Annotated in this window: 17 protein-coding genes; 4 read left to right on the plus strand and 13 right to left on the minus strand. The window is 74.8% G+C overall.

Going from position 1 to position 15,104, the window contains the following annotated elements; genetic code table 11:
* Positions 1 to 9: 9 nt before the first annotated feature.
* The 4 genes from ACQPY4_RS14675 to ACQPY4_RS14690 are packed head-to-tail and all read right to left on the minus strand — an operon-like array spanning position 10 to position 4,073.
* The gene (locus ACQPY4_RS14675) at positions 10 to 999 is read right to left on the minus strand and encodes an ABC transporter substrate-binding protein (RefSeq protein WP_433336516.1); all 990 of its coding nucleotides are present in this window, start codon (positions 997 to 999) and stop codon (positions 10 to 12) included.
* A complete protein-coding gene (locus ACQPY4_RS14680; protein ID WP_433336518.1) occupies positions 996 to 1,781 on the minus strand; it encodes an ABC transporter ATP-binding protein in 786 nt (261 codons plus the stop codon). Before ACQPY4_RS14680 ends, ACQPY4_RS14675 begins: the two co-directional genes overlap by 4 nt.
* Before the next feature lies 1 nt (position 1,782).
* A complete protein-coding gene (locus ACQPY4_RS14685; RefSeq protein ID WP_433336520.1) occupies positions 1,783 to 2,859 on the minus strand; it encodes a FecCD family ABC transporter permease in 1,077 nt (358 codons plus the stop codon).
* The gene (locus tag ACQPY4_RS14690; protein WP_433336522.1) at positions 2,856 to 4,073 is read right to left on the minus strand and encodes an MFS transporter; all 1,218 of its coding nucleotides are present in this window, start codon (positions 4,071 to 4,073) and stop codon (positions 2,856 to 2,858) included. The genes ACQPY4_RS14685 and ACQPY4_RS14690 overlap by 4 nt, the downstream gene beginning before the upstream one ends.
* 198 nt (positions 4,074 to 4,271) lie before the next feature.
* Here ACQPY4_RS14690 and ACQPY4_RS14695 point away from each other — a divergent pair, with 198 nt between their 5' ends.
* Positions 4,272 to 4,676: a DUF2795 domain-containing protein gene (locus tag ACQPY4_RS14695; protein ID WP_433336524.1), complete on the plus strand. Its 405-nt coding sequence runs from the start codon at positions 4,272 to 4,274 to the stop codon at positions 4,674 to 4,676.
* A 261-nt stretch (positions 4,677 to 4,937) separates the two neighbouring features.
* Positions 4,938 to 5,138 carry a hypothetical protein gene (locus tag ACQPY4_RS14700; RefSeq protein WP_433336526.1) on the plus strand — a complete coding sequence of 67 codons (201 nt, stop codon included), beginning with the start codon at positions 4,938 to 4,940 and terminating at the stop codon, positions 5,136 to 5,138.
* Positions 5,139 to 5,142: 4 nt separating this feature from the next.
* Here ACQPY4_RS14700 and ACQPY4_RS14705 read toward each other — a convergent pair whose 3' ends face one another.
* From ACQPY4_RS14705 to ACQPY4_RS14730, 6 genes are all read right to left on the minus strand, one after another.
* The gene (locus ACQPY4_RS14705) at positions 5,143 to 5,412 is read right to left on the minus strand and encodes a Rho termination factor N-terminal domain-containing protein (protein WP_433336528.1); all 270 of its coding nucleotides are present in this window, start codon (positions 5,410 to 5,412) and stop codon (positions 5,143 to 5,145) included.
* Between the two features lie 22 nt (positions 5,413 to 5,434).
* The gene (locus ACQPY4_RS14710; RefSeq protein ID WP_433336530.1) at positions 5,435 to 6,058 is read right to left on the minus strand and encodes an SDR family oxidoreductase; all 624 of its coding nucleotides are present in this window, start codon (positions 6,056 to 6,058) and stop codon (positions 5,435 to 5,437) included.
* The gene (locus tag ACQPY4_RS14715) at positions 6,055 to 7,455 is read right to left on the minus strand and encodes a PfkB family carbohydrate kinase (RefSeq protein ID WP_433336532.1); all 1,401 of its coding nucleotides are present in this window, start codon (positions 7,453 to 7,455) and stop codon (positions 6,055 to 6,057) included. The genes ACQPY4_RS14710 and ACQPY4_RS14715 overlap by 4 nt, the downstream gene beginning before the upstream one ends.
* 148 nt (positions 7,456 to 7,603) lie before the next feature.
* The gene (locus tag ACQPY4_RS14720) at positions 7,604 to 8,713 is read right to left on the minus strand and encodes a glycosyltransferase (protein WP_433336534.1); all 1,110 of its coding nucleotides are present in this window, start codon (positions 8,711 to 8,713) and stop codon (positions 7,604 to 7,606) included.
* Positions 8,710 to 9,699, minus strand: coding sequence for a glycosyltransferase family 9 protein (locus ACQPY4_RS14725; protein ID WP_433336536.1), 990 nt, complete (start codon positions 9,697 to 9,699; stop codon positions 8,710 to 8,712). Before ACQPY4_RS14725 ends, ACQPY4_RS14720 begins: the two co-directional genes overlap by 4 nt.
* A 258-nt stretch (positions 9,700 to 9,957) precedes the next feature.
* A complete protein-coding gene (locus tag ACQPY4_RS14730; protein WP_433336538.1) occupies positions 9,958 to 10,302 on the minus strand; it encodes an STAS domain-containing protein in 345 nt (114 codons plus the stop codon).
* Between the two features lie 254 nt (positions 10,303 to 10,556).
* Here ACQPY4_RS14730 and ACQPY4_RS14735 point away from each other — a divergent pair, with 254 nt between their 5' ends.
* Together ACQPY4_RS14735 and ACQPY4_RS14740 are read left to right on the plus strand one after the other, a co-directional pair.
* Positions 10,557 to 11,201, plus strand: a complete 645-nt coding sequence (locus ACQPY4_RS14735; RefSeq protein WP_433336540.1) for a HemK2/MTQ2 family protein methyltransferase — start codon at positions 10,557 to 10,559, stop codon at positions 11,199 to 11,201.
* 43 nt (positions 11,202 to 11,244) lie between these two features.
* Positions 11,245 to 11,430 carry a CDGSH iron-sulfur domain-containing protein gene (locus ACQPY4_RS14740; RefSeq protein WP_433338918.1) on the plus strand — a complete coding sequence of 62 codons (186 nt, stop codon included), beginning with the start codon at positions 11,245 to 11,247 and terminating at the stop codon, positions 11,428 to 11,430.
* Here the strand turns inward: ACQPY4_RS14740 and ACQPY4_RS14745 are convergent.
* The 3 genes from ACQPY4_RS14745 to ACQPY4_RS14755 are packed head-to-tail and all read right to left on the minus strand — an operon-like array spanning position 11,411 to position 15,044.
* A complete protein-coding gene (locus ACQPY4_RS14745) occupies positions 11,411 to 12,406 on the minus strand; it encodes an iron-containing redox enzyme family protein (protein WP_433336542.1) in 996 nt (331 codons plus the stop codon). The two genes, ACQPY4_RS14740 and ACQPY4_RS14745, sit on opposite strands and share 20 nt — an antisense overlap.
* Entirely contained in the window at positions 12,391 to 13,503 is a 1,113-nt protein-coding gene (locus ACQPY4_RS14750) for a carboxylate-amine ligase (RefSeq protein WP_433336544.1), read from the minus strand. Before ACQPY4_RS14750 ends, ACQPY4_RS14745 begins: the two co-directional genes overlap by 16 nt.
* A complete protein-coding gene (locus tag ACQPY4_RS14755) occupies positions 13,500 to 15,044 on the minus strand; it encodes an FAD-dependent oxidoreductase (protein WP_433336546.1) in 1,545 nt (514 codons plus the stop codon). The genes ACQPY4_RS14750 and ACQPY4_RS14755 overlap by 4 nt, the downstream gene beginning before the upstream one ends.
* Between the last annotated feature and the right edge of the window lie 60 nt (positions 15,045 to 15,104).

Raw genomic sequence — 15,104 nt, forward strand, 5'->3', positions numbered from 1 at the left:
CGGTCGTGTCTAGCGGGGCAGCTCGCGCAGGTACTTGGCGAAGCCCTCCAGGCCGTCGATGTTGCGGGGGCTGCTGATCGCCTCGTTGTAGTTGAGCACGTAGAACCGGTTCTTCACGACGGCGGGCACCTTGGCCGTCGCCGGGTTCTCCTTCAGGAACTTGATCTTGTCCTTGGCGGGCTTGTCGCCGTAGTCGAGGATGATGACGACCTCGGGCGCTGCCTTGACGACCGCCTCCCAGCCGACCTCGGTCCAGCGGGCGTCCAGGTTCCCGAAGATGTTCCGGCCGCCGGAGAAGCGGATGATGTCGTTGGGCGGCACCTGGCTGCCCGCCGAGAACGGCTTGTCGGTGCCGCTGTCATAGAGGAAGACCGGGACGGGCTCGCCCTTGGGGGCCTGGGCCTTCACCGCGTCCACCCGCTTGCGGTATCCGGCGACCAGGGCGCGGGCCCGGTCCTCGACGCCGAAGATCTGCCCCAGGCGTTCCAGGTCGGTGAACAGGCCCTCGAAGGGCGTCACCCGCAGCGGGTGACCGGGATAGTTGAAGCACGACTCGGAGTGCATGAAGCTCTGGATCTTCAGCCCGTCCAGGATCGCGGGCGTGATCCCGCGCCGGTCGCTGAACCCCGAGTTCCACCCCGCGACGACGAAGTCGGCCTTGGCCTTGACCACCAGCTCGCGGTTCAGCAGGTCGGAGCTCAGGAACGTGGTCTTGGCGTACTCGGCCGCCCAGGGCGACTGCTTGACGGGCGGGTTGGCCGGGGGCAGCACGTAGCCGTGCACATGCTTGGTCAGCCCGAGCGAGAACATCTTGTCGGCGCTGCCGCCCTCGTACACGACGGCCCGCTGGGGCGTGGTGTACTCGACCTCCTGCCCGCACCTGTTGACCTTCACCTTCTTCGCGTCGGCGGCCCCTTCGACCTCGGCCCCGCACCCCGCCAGAAGGGACGCGGCCAGAAGGGGGACGGCGGAGACGGTGATTCGGCGTAGCGCGATCACGCTGGTGTTCCTTTCATCGCGGTCAGTGCGTACAGGACCTGGGGCGCGTCGGTGAGCGGGTGGGGGACGACGCTCGCGTCCACCCCGAAGACGGTGCTCACCAGCTCCTCGGTCAGGACCTCTCCGGGGGTTCCGGAGGCCACCAGCGACCCGCGGTGCAGCACCGCGAGCCGGTCGCACGCGGCGGCGGCGAGGTTGAGGTCGTGCAGCGTCACCAGCGCGGCGACGTCGCCGCCCCTGAGCATCGACAGCAGGCCGACCTGGTGACGCAGGTCCAGATGGTTGGTCGGCTCGTCCAGCACCAGAAGGCGGGGCTCCTGCACCAGGGCGCGGGCGACGAGCACGCGCTGCCGCTCGCCGCCCGACAGCGACAGCACGCCGCGCCCGGCCAGATGCAGGACGTCCAGGCGCTCCATCGCGCGGCGGCACAGCTCGCGTTCGCGCGCGCTGAGCGGCTGGTTGCCGCGCAGGTGCGGGGTCCGCCCGAGCGCGACGATCTCCTCGACGGTGAAGTCGAGGTCGGCGCCGCCCTCCTGGGTGAGTGCCGCGATCTTCCGGGCGCTCTCGCGTCCCGACAGCGCGGACAGCTCGCGATCGCCGACCCACACGGTGCCGCCGGTGGGCTTCAGCGCGCGGTACACGCAGCGCAGCGCCGTGGTCTTGCCCGAGCCGTTGGGGCCGACCACGCCGACGACCTGGCCGGGACCGACGTCCAGGGTCAGGGCGCGCAGCAGGTCGTGGCCCCCGAGGGAGACCGACACCTCGTCCAGACGCAGTTCCATGTCAGCGGCCGCCGAAAAGATAGCCCCTGCGGCGCAGGAGGACGATGAACACCGGGACGCCCACCAGCGCCGTGATCGCGCCGAGGGGGAGCTCGCGGGGCGCGACCAGCGTGCGGGCGGCCACGTCCACCCAGACCATGAAGATCGCTCCGGTCAGGGGCGCGACGGTCAGCACCCGGGCGTGCCCCGCGCCGACCCAGATCCGCACCAGATGCGGCATCACCAGCCCGACGAAGCCGATCGCGCCGCTGACGGCGACCATCGCGCCGGTCACCAGCGAGGTGAGCACGAACAGCCCGCGGCGCAGCCGCTCGCTCTGGACGCCGAGGCTCGCGGACGTCTCGTCGCCCAGCGCCATGACGTCCAGGCTGCGGCCCATCCGGCGCAGGACGACCACGCACGCGCCGGTCGCGGCGGCGACCACGGGCAGCGAGCCCCAGTTGGCCGCGCCGAACCCGCCCATCGACCAGAACAGCACGGTGCTGGTCGCCTCGCCGTCGGGCGCGAAGTACACGATCACGCTCATCAGCGCCTGGAACCCGAAGGCCATCGCCACGCCGGTCAGGACGAGCCGCAGCGGCGTGGCGCCTCCGGACGCCAGATAGACCAGGACGGAGGCGACCAGCGCCCCGAGGAACGCCCCCGCCGAGACGGCGTAGACGCCCAGGGCCGACAGCGCCCCCGAGACGCCGACCAGGACGGCGCCGGTCGAGGCCCCCGAAGAGACCCCGAGGACGAACGGGTCGGCCAGCGCGTTGCGGACCATGGCCTGGATCGCCACGCCGACCGCGCTCAGCCCGGCGCCGACGACGGCGGCCAGCAGCACGCGCGGCGCGCGGACCTGCCAGATGATCTGGTAGGTCGTCACGTCCTCGGCGGCGACGCGCCCGCCGGTGATCGCCGCCCACAGGTACCGGACGGTCTCCGGCGGCGACACCGCCGCCTGGCCGATGCCGATCGCCATCAGGATCGAGACCAGCAGCGCGGCGCCGAGCATTGCGACGAGCAGCAGCGAGGTCGTGCGGGAACCGGCTCGGGCCAGGCCCGGCCCAGGTCCGGCTTCGGTGAGCGTGGTCATGAGGCCCTCCCGAAACGGCGGGCGCCCGGGGCGAGGGCCGCCGCCGCGGGCGCGAGGAAGCAGACGGCCGCGCAGGCGCCGAGCACCGGGCCCGTCCCGAACGCGGCCATGGCCGGGGCGATGAGGGCGAGCCCGAGCGGTGCCAGGCCGTAGGAGAGCAGGAAGTCCAGGGACGAGACGCGGGCGAGCTTGTCCGGTTCGACCTCCCGCTGCGTGGCGGTGAACCACGGCACGTTGAACAGTTCGATGCCGACGCCGGTGACGACGTAGGCCGCGACCACCACGATCGGGTGCACCGGCAGCAGCAGGCTGAGCGGCGCGAACCCGTACAGGGCGAGCCCGGCCAGCGCCGCCCACCCCTGGGCGCGCGGCCGCCAGCGCGCGATGACCAGCGCGCCCAGCAGCGCCCCGACGATGTAGGCGGTGGCGGCCCCGGCCAGCACGGCCTCGCCGCCGTGGCGGTCGCGGCTGACCAGCGGGAGCGCCACCCCGGTCGCGGAGTAGCCGGTGGCGATCACGGCGGTGAGCGCGCCGAGACCGGCCAGGAACCACGGGTGGCGCCGCGCCTCCCGGACGCCCTCGGCGAACTCGGCGAGGAACCCGGGACGCGCCCCCTCGGGCCGGGGTGCCGAAGATCCTGACGGAGGGGCGAGCGCGGCCAGCAGCCAGAGCGCGCCGATGCCGAGCAGCAGGGCGCGGGCGTCCAGGAACGCCGCCAGGAGCGCGGTCAGCGCGGGCCCGACGAGGGTGGTGACGCGGACGGCCAGCGTCATGGCGGCGTTGGCCTGCTGGCGCCGCTCCTCGTCGACCACCTCGGAGGTCAGCGCCTGGAAGGCGGGACGGCACGCGCCCTGCCCGGCCCCGGCGAGCACGGCCGCGGCCGCCATCAGCGGCACCGAGCGCCCGAGCCCGAGCGCGAGCAGCGGTGTCGCGGCGGTGGCGGTGAGCCCGGCCCACACCACGACCGTCCGGCGCGAGAGCCGGTCGGCGATCACACCGCCGACGGGAACGGCGGCCAGGAACCCGACCGTGCGCGCCGCGAGCACCAGCCCGAGCGCCCCGGCCGAGAGGGAACGTTCCAGCACGGCGAGGCCGAGCACGAACGGCAGGGCCCAGGTCGCCAGCCCGGACGCCGTCGTCCCCGTCCAGAGCCGCAGGAACGCGGCGTCGCGCAGCACGGAGGGCCGCCGCGGCACCGTCCGCACGGCGTCCACGGATGATCCTGACGTCACGTTCCCCCGCTTCCCGCTCCAACCTGGCAATGAAAACTATTATCATTACTTAAGGGGGGATGTCACCACGGCGACCCAGGGCACGGTCGGGGGAGGGACGCTGTTTGAGCGGCCGTAACTCGGATATCGGAGCGTGGAGAGGCGAACGCGACAGATCCCACAGATCACGGAGGCGTTCCGATGGGGGACAAGAGCGACAAGCACGGCTCGCGGCTCGATGACGAGCTGGCCAAGGAGACCCAGGGGCTTACCCGGGGGACCGGGCCCAGCCACGCGGAGGAGTGGAAGGAGCCCGAGCCCGTCGGCACCGACACCGGACGCGACCCGACCGCCGGGTACTCGGCGCAGGAGGGGACGCCGCAGGGGATGACCCCGCGTGACGTCGAGGACCGCAGCGCCATGGCCAGGGTCCTGGCGGGCGCCGACTACCCGGCCGACCCCGGGGCGCTGGCCCGTCACGCGGCCGGCCAGGGCGCGCCGGACGTCGCCGTGGCGGCCCTGGAGAACCTGCCCAGGCGCACCTACGGCGATTTCGCCGAGGTCGCCGACGGCCTCGGCATCGGCCACGAGGAACAGCGCTTCTAGGAGTGCCCGAGCGCGTCACCGCCCTGACGACCTGGACCCGGAACCGGTTGGCGGAGGTGGGCCGGGCCGCGCGCCTGGCCGCCTCCGCGCCCGGCCGGGAACGGGACCTGTTCACCCAGGCCATGAAGGGCGCGCTGGCCGCCGTCGTCGCGTGGGCGAACCGTCCGGGGGCGACCTGGTGCCCAGGCTGCTGGAGACCGGGCTCGGCACGGCCGTCGGCGTGGTGGTCAACGCCGTCGTCCTGCCCCCGGTGCGGCGGCCGTGGTCCGCGCCTACCGTCGCGAGCGCCTCGGCGAGGCCGGGGGAGACCTCGCCGAGGCGGTCGAGGCGGCGGGCGAGCGGGCGCGGGAACTCCACGAGCGGACCCGCACCGCCGAGTTCCGCCGCGACGGGTGGCTCATCCACGGCTCGCTGCTCATCGAGGTCGACCGCCTGCTGGCGGGCCTCGGCGACCGCGCCTGACGGCTCAGCCGCGCGGCTCGCGGGTCGTGCGGCGGGCCTGGTCGATGGCGCGGACGAGCTCGTCCTTGGTCATCTTGGAGCGGCCCTCGATGCCGAGCCCCTTGGCGACCTCGTACAGGTGCTTCTTGGTGGCGCCTGCGTCCACGGGCTCGGGCGCCTCTTCGGGACTGGTGCGCGGCTTCGGGGCGCGCGAGGGCGGTCCGGGTTTCCGGCGGTCGCCGACCTTCTGGATGCCGCGCCTGAGCGCGCCGAGAGCGGTACGGTGCGCCCGCATGTCGGTGTCCTTTCGTCGTCGTTCAGGGGCGTGCGGGTTCCCGGGCCGGGCGGACGGCCAGCTCGCCGACCTCGGAGCCCGAGGGCTGCGCGAGCGCGAAGGCCACCGAGTCGGCGACGTCCTCGTGCCGGTACGGCCCCGCGTCCCCGGGCACCAGCGTCGTGACGCCGATCCGGCCCGACAGCTCCCGCGCGAGCGCCCGGCTGAAACCGATCACGCCGCCGTCGGCGGCGCACCGGGCCGTGGCGTCGGCCGTCCCGTGCAGCCCGTGGGTGCAGGCGCACGTGACGATGCGGCCGTTGGGCTGGTGCTCCAGGTAGTGCAGGCAGGCGCGCACCACCGCGGCCGTCCCGAGCAGGTTGACCTGGACGACCCGCTCCCAGTCCCGCGCCGGGACCGCGTCCAGCGGCCCGGACGCGTCGATCCCGGCCGCGGTGACCACCGCGTTCAGCCCGCCCGCCCCGCGCGCCAGCGTGTGCGCGCCGCGCTCGGCGCACGTCCGGTCGGCCAGGTCGGCCTGGACGAAGCGCACGTCGTCCTCGGGCGGGTCGTGGTCGAGGACCAGCGGCGTGCCGCCGTCCTCGGCGACGCGGCGGGCGATCGCCGCGCCCAGCCCGGACGCTCCACCGGTGATCAGGACCTTCATGACGCGGTTCCTTTCGGTATCGACGGCAGCGGCGCGGTCGTGCGCTCTTCCAGGAAGGGCAGGCGGACGACCTCGCCGCCGTAGGAGTGGACGGTCTCGGCTTCGGGCGGCGGCACCGCGGCGTACTCCTCGCCCTTGACCCACACGTCGGGGCGGAGCCTGCGCAGCACCGGCTCGGGATGGTCCTCGTCGATGACGAGCGCGGCGTCGACGTCGTGCAGCGCGCGCAGCACCCGGACGCGGTCGGCGGCGGGCGCGACCCGCCCGTGCGGGCCCAGGCGCCGCCGCACCGAGGCGTCGGAGTCGACGCACACGACCAGGCAGTCGCCCAGCCGCCTGGCCTCGTGCAGGAGGTTGACATGACCCGCGTGCAGCAGGTCGAACAGGCCGCCGACGGCCACGACGGTGCCGCGCGAGCGGCGGGTCCGCTCGACGGCGTCCCAGGCGTCCAGCGCGGGGTCCGGCTCGTGGGAGGGCGCGGCACCGGTCAGCCGGGCCGCGACCGCCGGCGCGGCGCCCGCGCCGACGAAGTCGGCGGCCTGCCGGACGCCCTGGTTCACCGCGTCCACCAGGTAGCCGCCCTCGGCCAGCACGTGCAGGACGCCCGCCGCGAAGCTGTCGCCGGCGCCGCACGAGTCCAGCGGCGCCGAGGCGGGCGCCGCCGGGGACAGCAGCGGGGTGCCCCACTCGCGACAGAGCAGGGCGCCGCTCTCGCCGAGCGTCACCACCACGCCGCCCACCTCAAGCTCGCGGGCCAGCTGGCGGCCGCGCCGCCCGGCGGCGGCCAGCCGGGGCTCGCCGGGCTCGGCGCCCTCCTCGGCGAGCGCGGCCAGCTCGTCCTCGTTCGGGGTGAGCAGCCGCGTCCCGGGGACGGGCGTCTCGCCGTCCGGATCCGGGTCCCAGACGATCGGCACCTCTATGGGCACCTGGCCGAGGAGGTCGCGGACGGCGGAGTGCCGGGTGACGCCGCGGCCCTGGTCGGACACCAGGATCGCCCCGGCGCCGGTGATGGCGTCGACGACCTCCCGGGGGACGGGGCCCTGGCCCGCCAGGCCCTCGCCGACGTTCAGCCGGGCCAGGATCTGGCCCTCGGCTCCGATGCGCAGCTTGCAGGGCGTCTCCCCGCGCAGGGGGAACGCCACGACCCGCAGATGGGCCTCCAGCATCGCCCGCAGGCGCCGTCCGGGCTCGTCGTCGGCGAGCGCCGTCACCAGCACCACGTCGCCGCCGCCCGCCGCGGCCAGCAGCGCCGCGAGCCCGGCACCGCCCGGACGGGAGTGCTCGGCGGGATGCTCGACCACCGGGACGGGCGCGTGCGGGCTCGGCCGCCCGAAGCTGCCCGCGATGTCGACGTCGAGGAGCGTGTCCCCCAGAACGACGAGCGGCGCGGTCGTCATGCTCCCTCCTCGCGGGGGGACGTCCCCCCGCACCCTCCGGCGGGAGCCGCGTTCATTCCTTCGCTTCGCTCAGTCATGCCGCCTCCTCGCGGGGGGACGACCCCCCGCACCCCCCGGCAAGTGCCGCGATCATTCCTTCGCTTCTCAGTCATGCCGCCACACTCCCGGCGCCGGCGTAGACGGCGAGGGTGTCGCCGGCGACGCGGTCCCAGGAGTAGCGCGAGCGGGCCCGCGCGGCTCCGGCCGCCGCCATGCCCGCGCGGCGGACGGGGTCGTCGAGCAGGTCGCGGATGCGGCGCGCGGTCTCCGGCGGGTCGCGGGGCGGGACGTGCACGCCCGTGACACCGCCGACCACGGTGTCGAGGTGGCCGCCGACGCCCGAGGCGACCACGGGGACGCCGCACGCCATGGCCTCCAGCGGGACCATGCCGAACGGCTCGTCCCACGGGAGCGCGACGGCGAGGTCGGCCGAGCGCAGCAGTCCGGGGACCTCGTCGTGCCCGATCCGGCCGAGGAAGGTGACGCGGTCGTCCACGCCCGCCTCGCGCGCCGTGCGCCGCAGGCCCTCGGCGCCCGCGCCCAGGCCGCCCGCGACGACCAGCTCGGTGTCGGGGACGCCGGCCAGCGCCTCGATGGCGGTGGCGGCGCCCTTGCTCTCGGCCCGGCGGGCCAGGACGACCAGCCGGTGGGCCGCGCGTCCCTGCCCGCGCGCGGGGCCCTCGGGCCGGAACAGGTCCAGGTCGACGCCGTAGGGCACGACCGCGACATGACGTCCGGCCACGCCCTGCTCGGCCAGCTCGGCCAGCTCCTTCTCGCAGGTCGCGATGATCGCGTCGGAGATCTGCAGGACCAGCCGCTCCAGCCGGTTCCGCGCGGGCCGTCCCGGATAGGTCTGCACGACGGGCACGCGGGCGTGTCCGGTCCGCCCGACCAGGCGGGACGCCTGGAGCGCCGCGAGCCCGGACATCCACGAGTGCGCGTGGGCGACGTCCGGCGGGTCGTGCGCCCACCGCCGCGCCAGCAGGTCGCCGAACTCGGGGACCCAGGGCGGAAGCTCCACCTCGGGAAGCGGGCACTCCGGTCCCGCCCGCACCCGCTCGACCCGCACACCGGGCCCGGGATGGTCGAGATCGGGAGGTCCGGGCGCGTCCCGCCGGGCGTGCACGGTCACTTCGTGCCCCTGCCGCCCGAGCTCGGCGGCAAGCTCCGCCGCCGCCGTGTCCCGTTCGGGATGCCGGGGCAGCATGGCGATCTTCATGGGTTCACCTCCGTGAGCGGGGCGCGCGGGCGCGATGTCTTCTGGTGGGCGGCGCGGCGCAGCTCGGCGAGCCGTTCTCCGCCGGCGATGCGCTCGACGGCCGCGACGACCTGGTGCGGGTCGGCCGAGGCGGCGCTGGGCACGCCGTGCGGGGCCCAGCGGGCCGCCGGGACGGCGGCCGCGAACAGGGAGACGACCGGGGTGCCCACCGCCGCCGCCAGATGGGCGGGGCCGGTGTTGCCCGCCACCAGCGCGCGTGCCCTGGCGAGCACGGAGGCGAGCATGGGAAGCGTGGTCCGGCCGCCGAGGTCGAGGCCGGTGTCACCGGCGACGTACGCGGTCAGGTCCTTCTCGTCCCGGTCGCCGGTCACCACGACGCGGTGCCCGGCCGCCGCCAGCAGGCGGACGGCCTCGGCGCAGCGCTCGGGTGGCCAGGCCGCCTCGGACTCCGAGGCCGCCGGGTGGACGACGACATGGCCGGGCGCTCCCACCAGCGGGCCGAGCTGGGGGAGCGGGCGCTTGATCCGCAGCCGGGTGTCGGCCGGGGCGGGGAATCCCGCCGCGGCCGCGAGCGCGAGCAGCCGCTCGGGCTCGGGCAGCGCGGGGTCGGGACGGTGCCGCAGGTCGAGCAGCGACCCGGGACGGTCCTCGGTGATCGCGCCGATCCAGGGCACGCCCGCCATGCGCAGCAGCAACGCCAGCGGGAGCGGCGACTGCCAGGACGCGGTGAGGATCAGCGCGCGGTCGAAGCCGCGCAGCGCGGGCACCAGCAGGTCGATGTCGGCCCGGTCGACGGGCTCGGGGTCGATCCACGGGGCGCTGCACTCGATCACATGCCCGGCTCCCGGGAGCAGTTCGGCCGCGGGGCGTCCGCGCGGCCCGCACAGCATGACGACCTCGTCGGCGACGGCCGCGACCGCGCGGACGGCCGGACCGGAGACCAGGACGCCTCCCAGGCCGTCGAGCCGCGCGACGAGCGCCCTCATCGCGCTGATCCTCCGGTCGCTGGGGGGCCGCCGGGCCCGCACGCCTGGCGCACGAGGCCGGCGGCCGGTTCTGGGGTCGCGGACAAGCGCATGCGAAAGCTCCGAATCGCCATGGGGCATTAATGACTTCGGATGCCTGCGTCCTAGGCATCCGCCCGGCGGATTCGCCGCGGTGCGAATCGCCTACATGTGATTCGACTACCCCGCGGATCGGCTTTAAACAATTGACCTCGGATGAGCCGCGCGAAAGGCGTGCGCTCAGTGGTCCGGATGGGCGTCCTGGTCGATGACCGGGACGACCCGGGTGACGCCCGCGATGCTGCACACGCGGCGCACCAGCCCGGTGGCCGGGAGCCTGAGAGAGAGCGACGTGCCGAGCTCCCGGGCGCGCAGATGCGTGCGCAGGATGATGTTCACGCCGCTTGAGCCGCAGAAGCGGCAGGACATCAGATCGATGACCAGGTCGTCCACGCCCTCCTCCAGAAGGCGCAGCGAGCGGGCCTGGATCTCGTCCTCGTTGGCGATGTCGACTTCGGCCGGGAAATGGAGCACCGCGGCCGAGCCGGTCCGGTCGATTCTCGCGCTGGACGTTTCGGTCGGCATCGTTACCTCACCCACGGGAGATCGATGGGCGGGCCACGCTTAATGGACCCCGCGCCCGGCTCGCGGGGTGAGCGGACGCACCCTCAGCATGTGCCGCCACCCGTCCGGGAGTCAACCCGTGGTTTCTCCATCATGTGATTAAAGCCGAACCGGATCCCCGGTGAATCGACCGCTTCCCGCGGCGCCGCGATCCGCCCGACGGAGGCCGCGACGTTTGCGCCGAACATCGGGGGTATGCGTGCCGCGTGTGGTTGATGAGACCGCCGGGGGTCTACCGGCCCCAGGCCGACACGTTCCTTCTGTCCGAGGCACTGCGCCGGACGGGCACCCTGCCCGGAGCGCGTGTGCTGGACGTCTGCACGGGCACCGGGGCGGTGGCCGTCGCGGCGGCGCGGAACGGCGCCCGCAGAGTGACCGCGATCGACGTCTCCGGGCGGGCGGTCCTGGCCGCGCGGACGAACGCCAGGCTCCACGGCCTGCCCGTCCGGGTGCTCAGGGGCGATCTCCTCGCCCCCGTTGCCGGTGAGGTCTTCGACGTGATCGTCGCCAACCCGCCCTACGTGCTCGGTGAGGGCGCCGCCCCGGGTCGGCACGCGAGCGCGCGGGCGTGGAACGGGGGCACGGACGGCCGGGCGGTCCTGGACCGCCTGTGCGCCCTCGCCCCGCGTCATCTGGCTCCCGGGGGCATCATGCTCATGGTGCACTCCGCGCTGTGCGGCGCGGGGAAGACCGTGCGGACGCTTCGCGACCAGGGCCTGAACGCCACCGTGGTCGCGCGCGCGAGGGAGCCGTTCGGCCCGGTCATGCGGGCCAGGGCGGCCGCTCTGGAGGAAGGCGCGCTCATCGAGCGTGGCCAGCGCCACGAGGATCTGGTGGTGATCCGTGCCGAGCGCTCCTGAGCCGCGCGCGGTCCCGCGTCCCGGGGAACGCCGGAGGGTCGTGATGCCCGAGGGCGCCGGACCCCTGCTGGTGGAGGGGCCCGTCGAGATCGTCATGCCGGACGGCACCCGGGTCGTCTCCGACCGGTTCCTGGTGGCGCTGTGCGTCTGCCGCCGCAGCCGCCGCCAGCCGTTCTGCGACACCAGCCACCGCCGCAAGGCGCGGCCGGTCACGGCAGGGGAGCCCTGAGCGAGCACAGGCCGTCGCGCCAGCGTCCCAGCAGATGCTCGCCCAGCCGATCCTCCAAGAACTCGGTGGCCCGGATGCCCAGGACGACGTCGCCCGCCAGGCCGGGCTCCCGCCGCAGCAGGTCGCCGATCACGTCCCGCCGCAGCACCTGCTCGTGGACGGCGTCCGCCTCGATGTGCTCGGTGTAGAACAGGGTGGCGTCCGGCGCGTAGCCCATCCTGTCCATCGCCTCGGCCATCCGCCGGGCGCTCGGCGCCGTGGTGATCTCGGCGGCGGCGAAGTGGCCGACCAGGGCGCCCCGAAGCGCGCGGTGGAGCCCGAACAGCGACATCATGTTCACCGTGGCCAGCGTGACGGCCGGGGCCAGCTCCAAATAGGCGCCGTATCGGTCGTCCAGGCCGAGCACGCGCAGCAGGTCGGCGAACAACCGGGAGTGCATCATCTCGGGGCGTCCGCCGCCGAACTCGTCGAACTCGACCGCGACCAGCGCGGCCTTGGCCGTGCCGCGCAACCGGGGGATCGCCCAGGCGTGCGGGTCGGCCTCCTTCAGATGGTAGATCGAGCGGTGCGCCGCGTACTCGCGCAGCCGGCGGCGGTCGCCGTCGTCGCGGAGATGGTGGGAGACGCCGTGCGCGTCCGCGGGCTCCGCCAGGAGCGCGTCGAGCGCGCCGGCGACGTCGTCGTCCTCGCCCACTCCCTCGCGCAGGACCGCGAGGAAGGCCCGTTCCATCGTGGCGCGAAGGGCCAGCAGACCCGGGTTCCACTCCCACGCGGGGTCCACGCCGTCGAATCCCTGGTAGTGCAGCTCGTAACAGCAGTACAGCGCGAGCTGGAGATCCTCGCCGAGCGCGTCGCCCGAGGGGCCGGCGGCGGGCGGCGGCTCCTTGGCCGGGCTCTGCCGGAGGGTCTCCAGGATCACCTCGGAGAGGGGGCCGCGCGGCGTGGGCAGCGGCGGCCCGGCTAGGGGGTGGGACATCTCGGCTCCGTCGTCTGCTCGATCAGCATGGCGATCACCGCGCCGGGGCCGGTGGCGGCGGCACGGCGCTGGCGGGCGGTGCCGGTGCCCGCGCGTTCCAGCCAGGCCACGGCCGTCCGGACGGTGTCCAGGTCGCCCGCCTCCTCCAGGGCCGGGCGGACATGGTCGACGAGGGCCCGCACACGCCGTGCGGCGGTGTAGGTCCCGCGGCCCTCCGGATCGATGGCGGGCCCATCGAGGCCGTAACGGGCGGCCGACCAGAGGGCGGCCGCGCAGAACTGGTCGTCGGCCTTCCCGGCCTCGCGGCCCGCCGCCAGGTCGTCGAGCGCCGTGCGGACCAGCGCCCTGGTCAGCGCGGCCTGCAGGACGGCCTCACCCGGGGTGCCCACGCTGTCGGCGGCCCGCACCTCCACGGTCGGGAAGCGGGGCGACGGCCGGGCCAGCCAGAAGGTCATCCCGGGATCGGCCAGGACGCCGCAGTCGACGAGCCGGTCGAGGCGGGCGTCGTAGTCGGCGGCCGAGGCCGTCCAGGGCGGCGTTCCCGCGCCGGGGAACCGGGCCTGCTCGATGATCCGCCAGCTCGCGTAGCCGGTGTCGCGCCCCCGATGGAAGGGCGAGTTCGCCGCGAGGGCGACGAGCATCGGGAGCCAGGGCCGCAGATGGTTGACCACGGCGACCCCCGCCTCGCGGTCCGGCACCCCGACGTGGACGTGGCAGCCGCAGGTCTCGTAGTCCCGCACGGTCCCGGCGTGCGTCGCGGTGATGAGCGCGAACCGTTCGCCCGGGGTGATCTCGGGTGCGGGGCCGGGCCTGACCGGCGTGCCGGACGCCGACAGCCGCAACCCCTCGTCGCGGGCGGCCGCGTCCAGACGGCGGCGCCCCTCCTCGATCTGCCCGCGCAGCGTGCCGAGGTCGGAGCAGACGCCGGTGACGGCCTCGACCTGGCTGAGCAGAAGCTCGGAGTGGAAGGCCCCGGCGGGACGGTCCCCGGCCCGCGCGAGCACCGACGCCGCCCCCGGACGCGTCTCGCCGGAAACCGGGTCGACCAGGTGGAACTCCTCCTCCACCCCGACCGTGGGAGCCGGACGTCGGGTCACGGAGACTCGCCGGGGTCGTCGACCTCGACCGGGTCGAGCGGGCGGGTGGCCGGGCCGTGGCGGACCGTTCCGTCCAGGCCGAAACGGGAGCCGTGGCAGGGGCAGTCCCAGGTCCGCTCGGCGTCGTTGAACGCCACCAGGCAGCCCAGGTGGGTGCACACGGCCGACACCGCCGAGAGCCCGCCCTGGTCGTCGCGGTAGGCGGCCACGGGACGGCGCCCGACATGGGTGACCGTGGCCTCGCCGCGTCCGAGGGCGGCGATCCGGTCGCCGGGCACGAGCGTCCTGGCGTAGTCGGCCACGTAGTGCAGCCCGGTGCGGGCGCCGAGCCGCACCAGGCCGGGCGCCGACTGCCGCACCGAGAGGCGTCCCGGGTCGTACAGGGGCGCCCACGGGTTCTCCTCGCCCTTGATCAGGTCGGCGAGCAGCAGCCCGGCGACCGTCCCGTTCGTCATGCCCCACAGGCCGAACCCGGTGGCGACCCAGAGGTGCCGGGCCAGCGGGTGGTAGCGGCCGATGTAGGGGAGCCGGTCCACGGGTTTGTTGTCCTGTGTGGCCCACTGGTGGCTGTAGGGGCCGACGCCGAGCCGGTCGGCGCCCCACCCGGCCAGCCGCGCGAACCTCGACTCCACGTCGCGTTTCTCGCCGGGGTGGTAGCCCTCGCCGCCGAGCAGCAGCGTCTCGCCGCCGTCCGGCCCCGGCGTGGTCCGGAAGGAATGGCCCGTGTCGGCGGAGATGTACATGCCGCCGGGGACCTTCTCCGAATCGGCGGGCGCGGCCATCAGCAGCGAGCGCCGCGGTTCGAGGCGGGCGAAGTAGGCGCCCCGGTCGAAGATCGGGTAGTGCGTCGCCACCACGACGTCGCGGGCGCGCACGCTTCCGGCCGTGGTGCGCACCAGCGGGCCGCCGGTGAGGTTGAGGCCGGTGGCGCGGACGTCCTCGACGATCTGCCCGCCGAGGTCGACGAGCTCGCGGGCCAGCGCGAGCAGCCAGCGGCGCGGGTGGAACTGCGCCTGGCCGGTGAACCTGACCGCCCCCGCGACGGGGAACGGCAACCCGGGGTCGGCCACGAACTCGGCGGGCAGCCCGAGGCCCGCGGCGGCCTCCGCCTCGGCCTCGAGCTCGTCTCTGTAGGCGGGGTCCTCGGCGTAGACGTGGGCCGGACGGCGCCGGAAGTCGCAGTCGGCGTCCAGCTCGTCCACCCGGTCGGCGATCCAGGCCAGCGCGGCCTCCTGGCTCGCGCCGTACAGGGCGGCGCGCTCGCTCCCGAACCGCCGCACGAGGTCGGCGTAGATGAGGTTGTGCTGGGAGGTGACCTTCGCGGTGGTGTGGCCGCTGACCCCTTCGGCGATCCGGGCGGCCTCCACCACGACGACCGACCGTCCCGCGCGGGCCAGCAGGAAGGCTGTGGTCAGCCCCGCGATGCCGCCGCCGAGCACGACCACGTCGGCCTCGGCGGGCAGCAGGCTGCGGGCGACGCCCGCCGACCCGGCCGCGTCGTCGACCCAGTACGAGAGCTTTCTCTGGGGCCGCTCGTCCATGGTCATGTCCCTCCCCGCGCGATCAACCCGTCACCTGCCCGAGGAGGGCCCGGCTAATCG

It is taken from the genome of Spirillospora sp. CA-294931 (assembly GCF_050946795.1).
Classification (GTDB): domain Bacteria; phylum Actinomycetota; class Actinomycetes; order Streptosporangiales; family Streptosporangiaceae; genus Spirillospora.

Bases quoted from the DNA above. Each gene is read 5' to 3' on its own strand.
- ACQPY4_RS14680 (WP_433336518.1), bottom strand. From the start codon at position 1,781: ATGGAACTGCGTCTGGACGAGGTGTCGGTCTCCCTCGGGGGCCACGAC.
- ACQPY4_RS14685 (WP_433336520.1), bottom strand. From the start codon at position 2,859: ATGACCACGCTCACCGAAGCCGGACCTGGGCCGGGCCTGGCCCGAGCC.
- ACQPY4_RS14695 (WP_433336524.1), top strand. From the start codon at position 4,272: ATGGGGGACAAGAGCGACAAGCACGGCTCGCGGCTCGATGACGAGCTG.
- ACQPY4_RS14705 (WP_433336528.1), bottom strand. From the start codon at position 5,412: ATGCGGGCGCACCGTACCGCTCTCGGCGCGCTCAGGCGCGGCATCCAG.
- ACQPY4_RS14710 (WP_433336530.1), bottom strand. From the start codon at position 6,058: ATGAAGGTCCTGATCACCGGTGGAGCGTCCGGGCTGGGCGCGGCGATC.
- ACQPY4_RS14715 (WP_433336532.1), bottom strand. From the start codon at position 7,455: ATGACGACCGCGCCGCTCGTCGTTCTGGGGGACACGCTCCTCGACGTC.
- ACQPY4_RS14720 (WP_433336534.1), bottom strand. From the start codon at position 8,713: ATGAAGATCGCCATGCTGCCCCGGCATCCCGAACGGGACACGGCGGCG.
- ACQPY4_RS14725 (WP_433336536.1), bottom strand. From the start codon at position 9,699: ATGAGGGCGCTCGTCGCGCGGCTCGACGGCCTGGGAGGCGTCCTGGTC.
- ACQPY4_RS14730 (WP_433336538.1), bottom strand. From the start codon at position 10,302: ATGCCGACCGAAACGTCCAGCGCGAGAATCGACCGGACCGGCTCGGCC.
- ACQPY4_RS14735 (WP_433336540.1), top strand. From the start codon at position 10,557: ATGAGACCGCCGGGGGTCTACCGGCCCCAGGCCGACACGTTCCTTCTG.
- ACQPY4_RS14740 (WP_433338918.1), top strand. From the start codon at position 11,245: ATGCCCGAGGGCGCCGGACCCCTGCTGGTGGAGGGGCCCGTCGAGATC.
- ACQPY4_RS14745 (WP_433336542.1), bottom strand. From the start codon at position 12,406: ATGTCCCACCCCCTAGCCGGGCCGCCGCTGCCCACGCCGCGCGGCCCC.
- ACQPY4_RS14755 (WP_433336546.1), bottom strand. From the start codon at position 15,044: ATGGACGAGCGGCCCCAGAGAAAGCTCTCGTACTGGGTCGACGACGCG.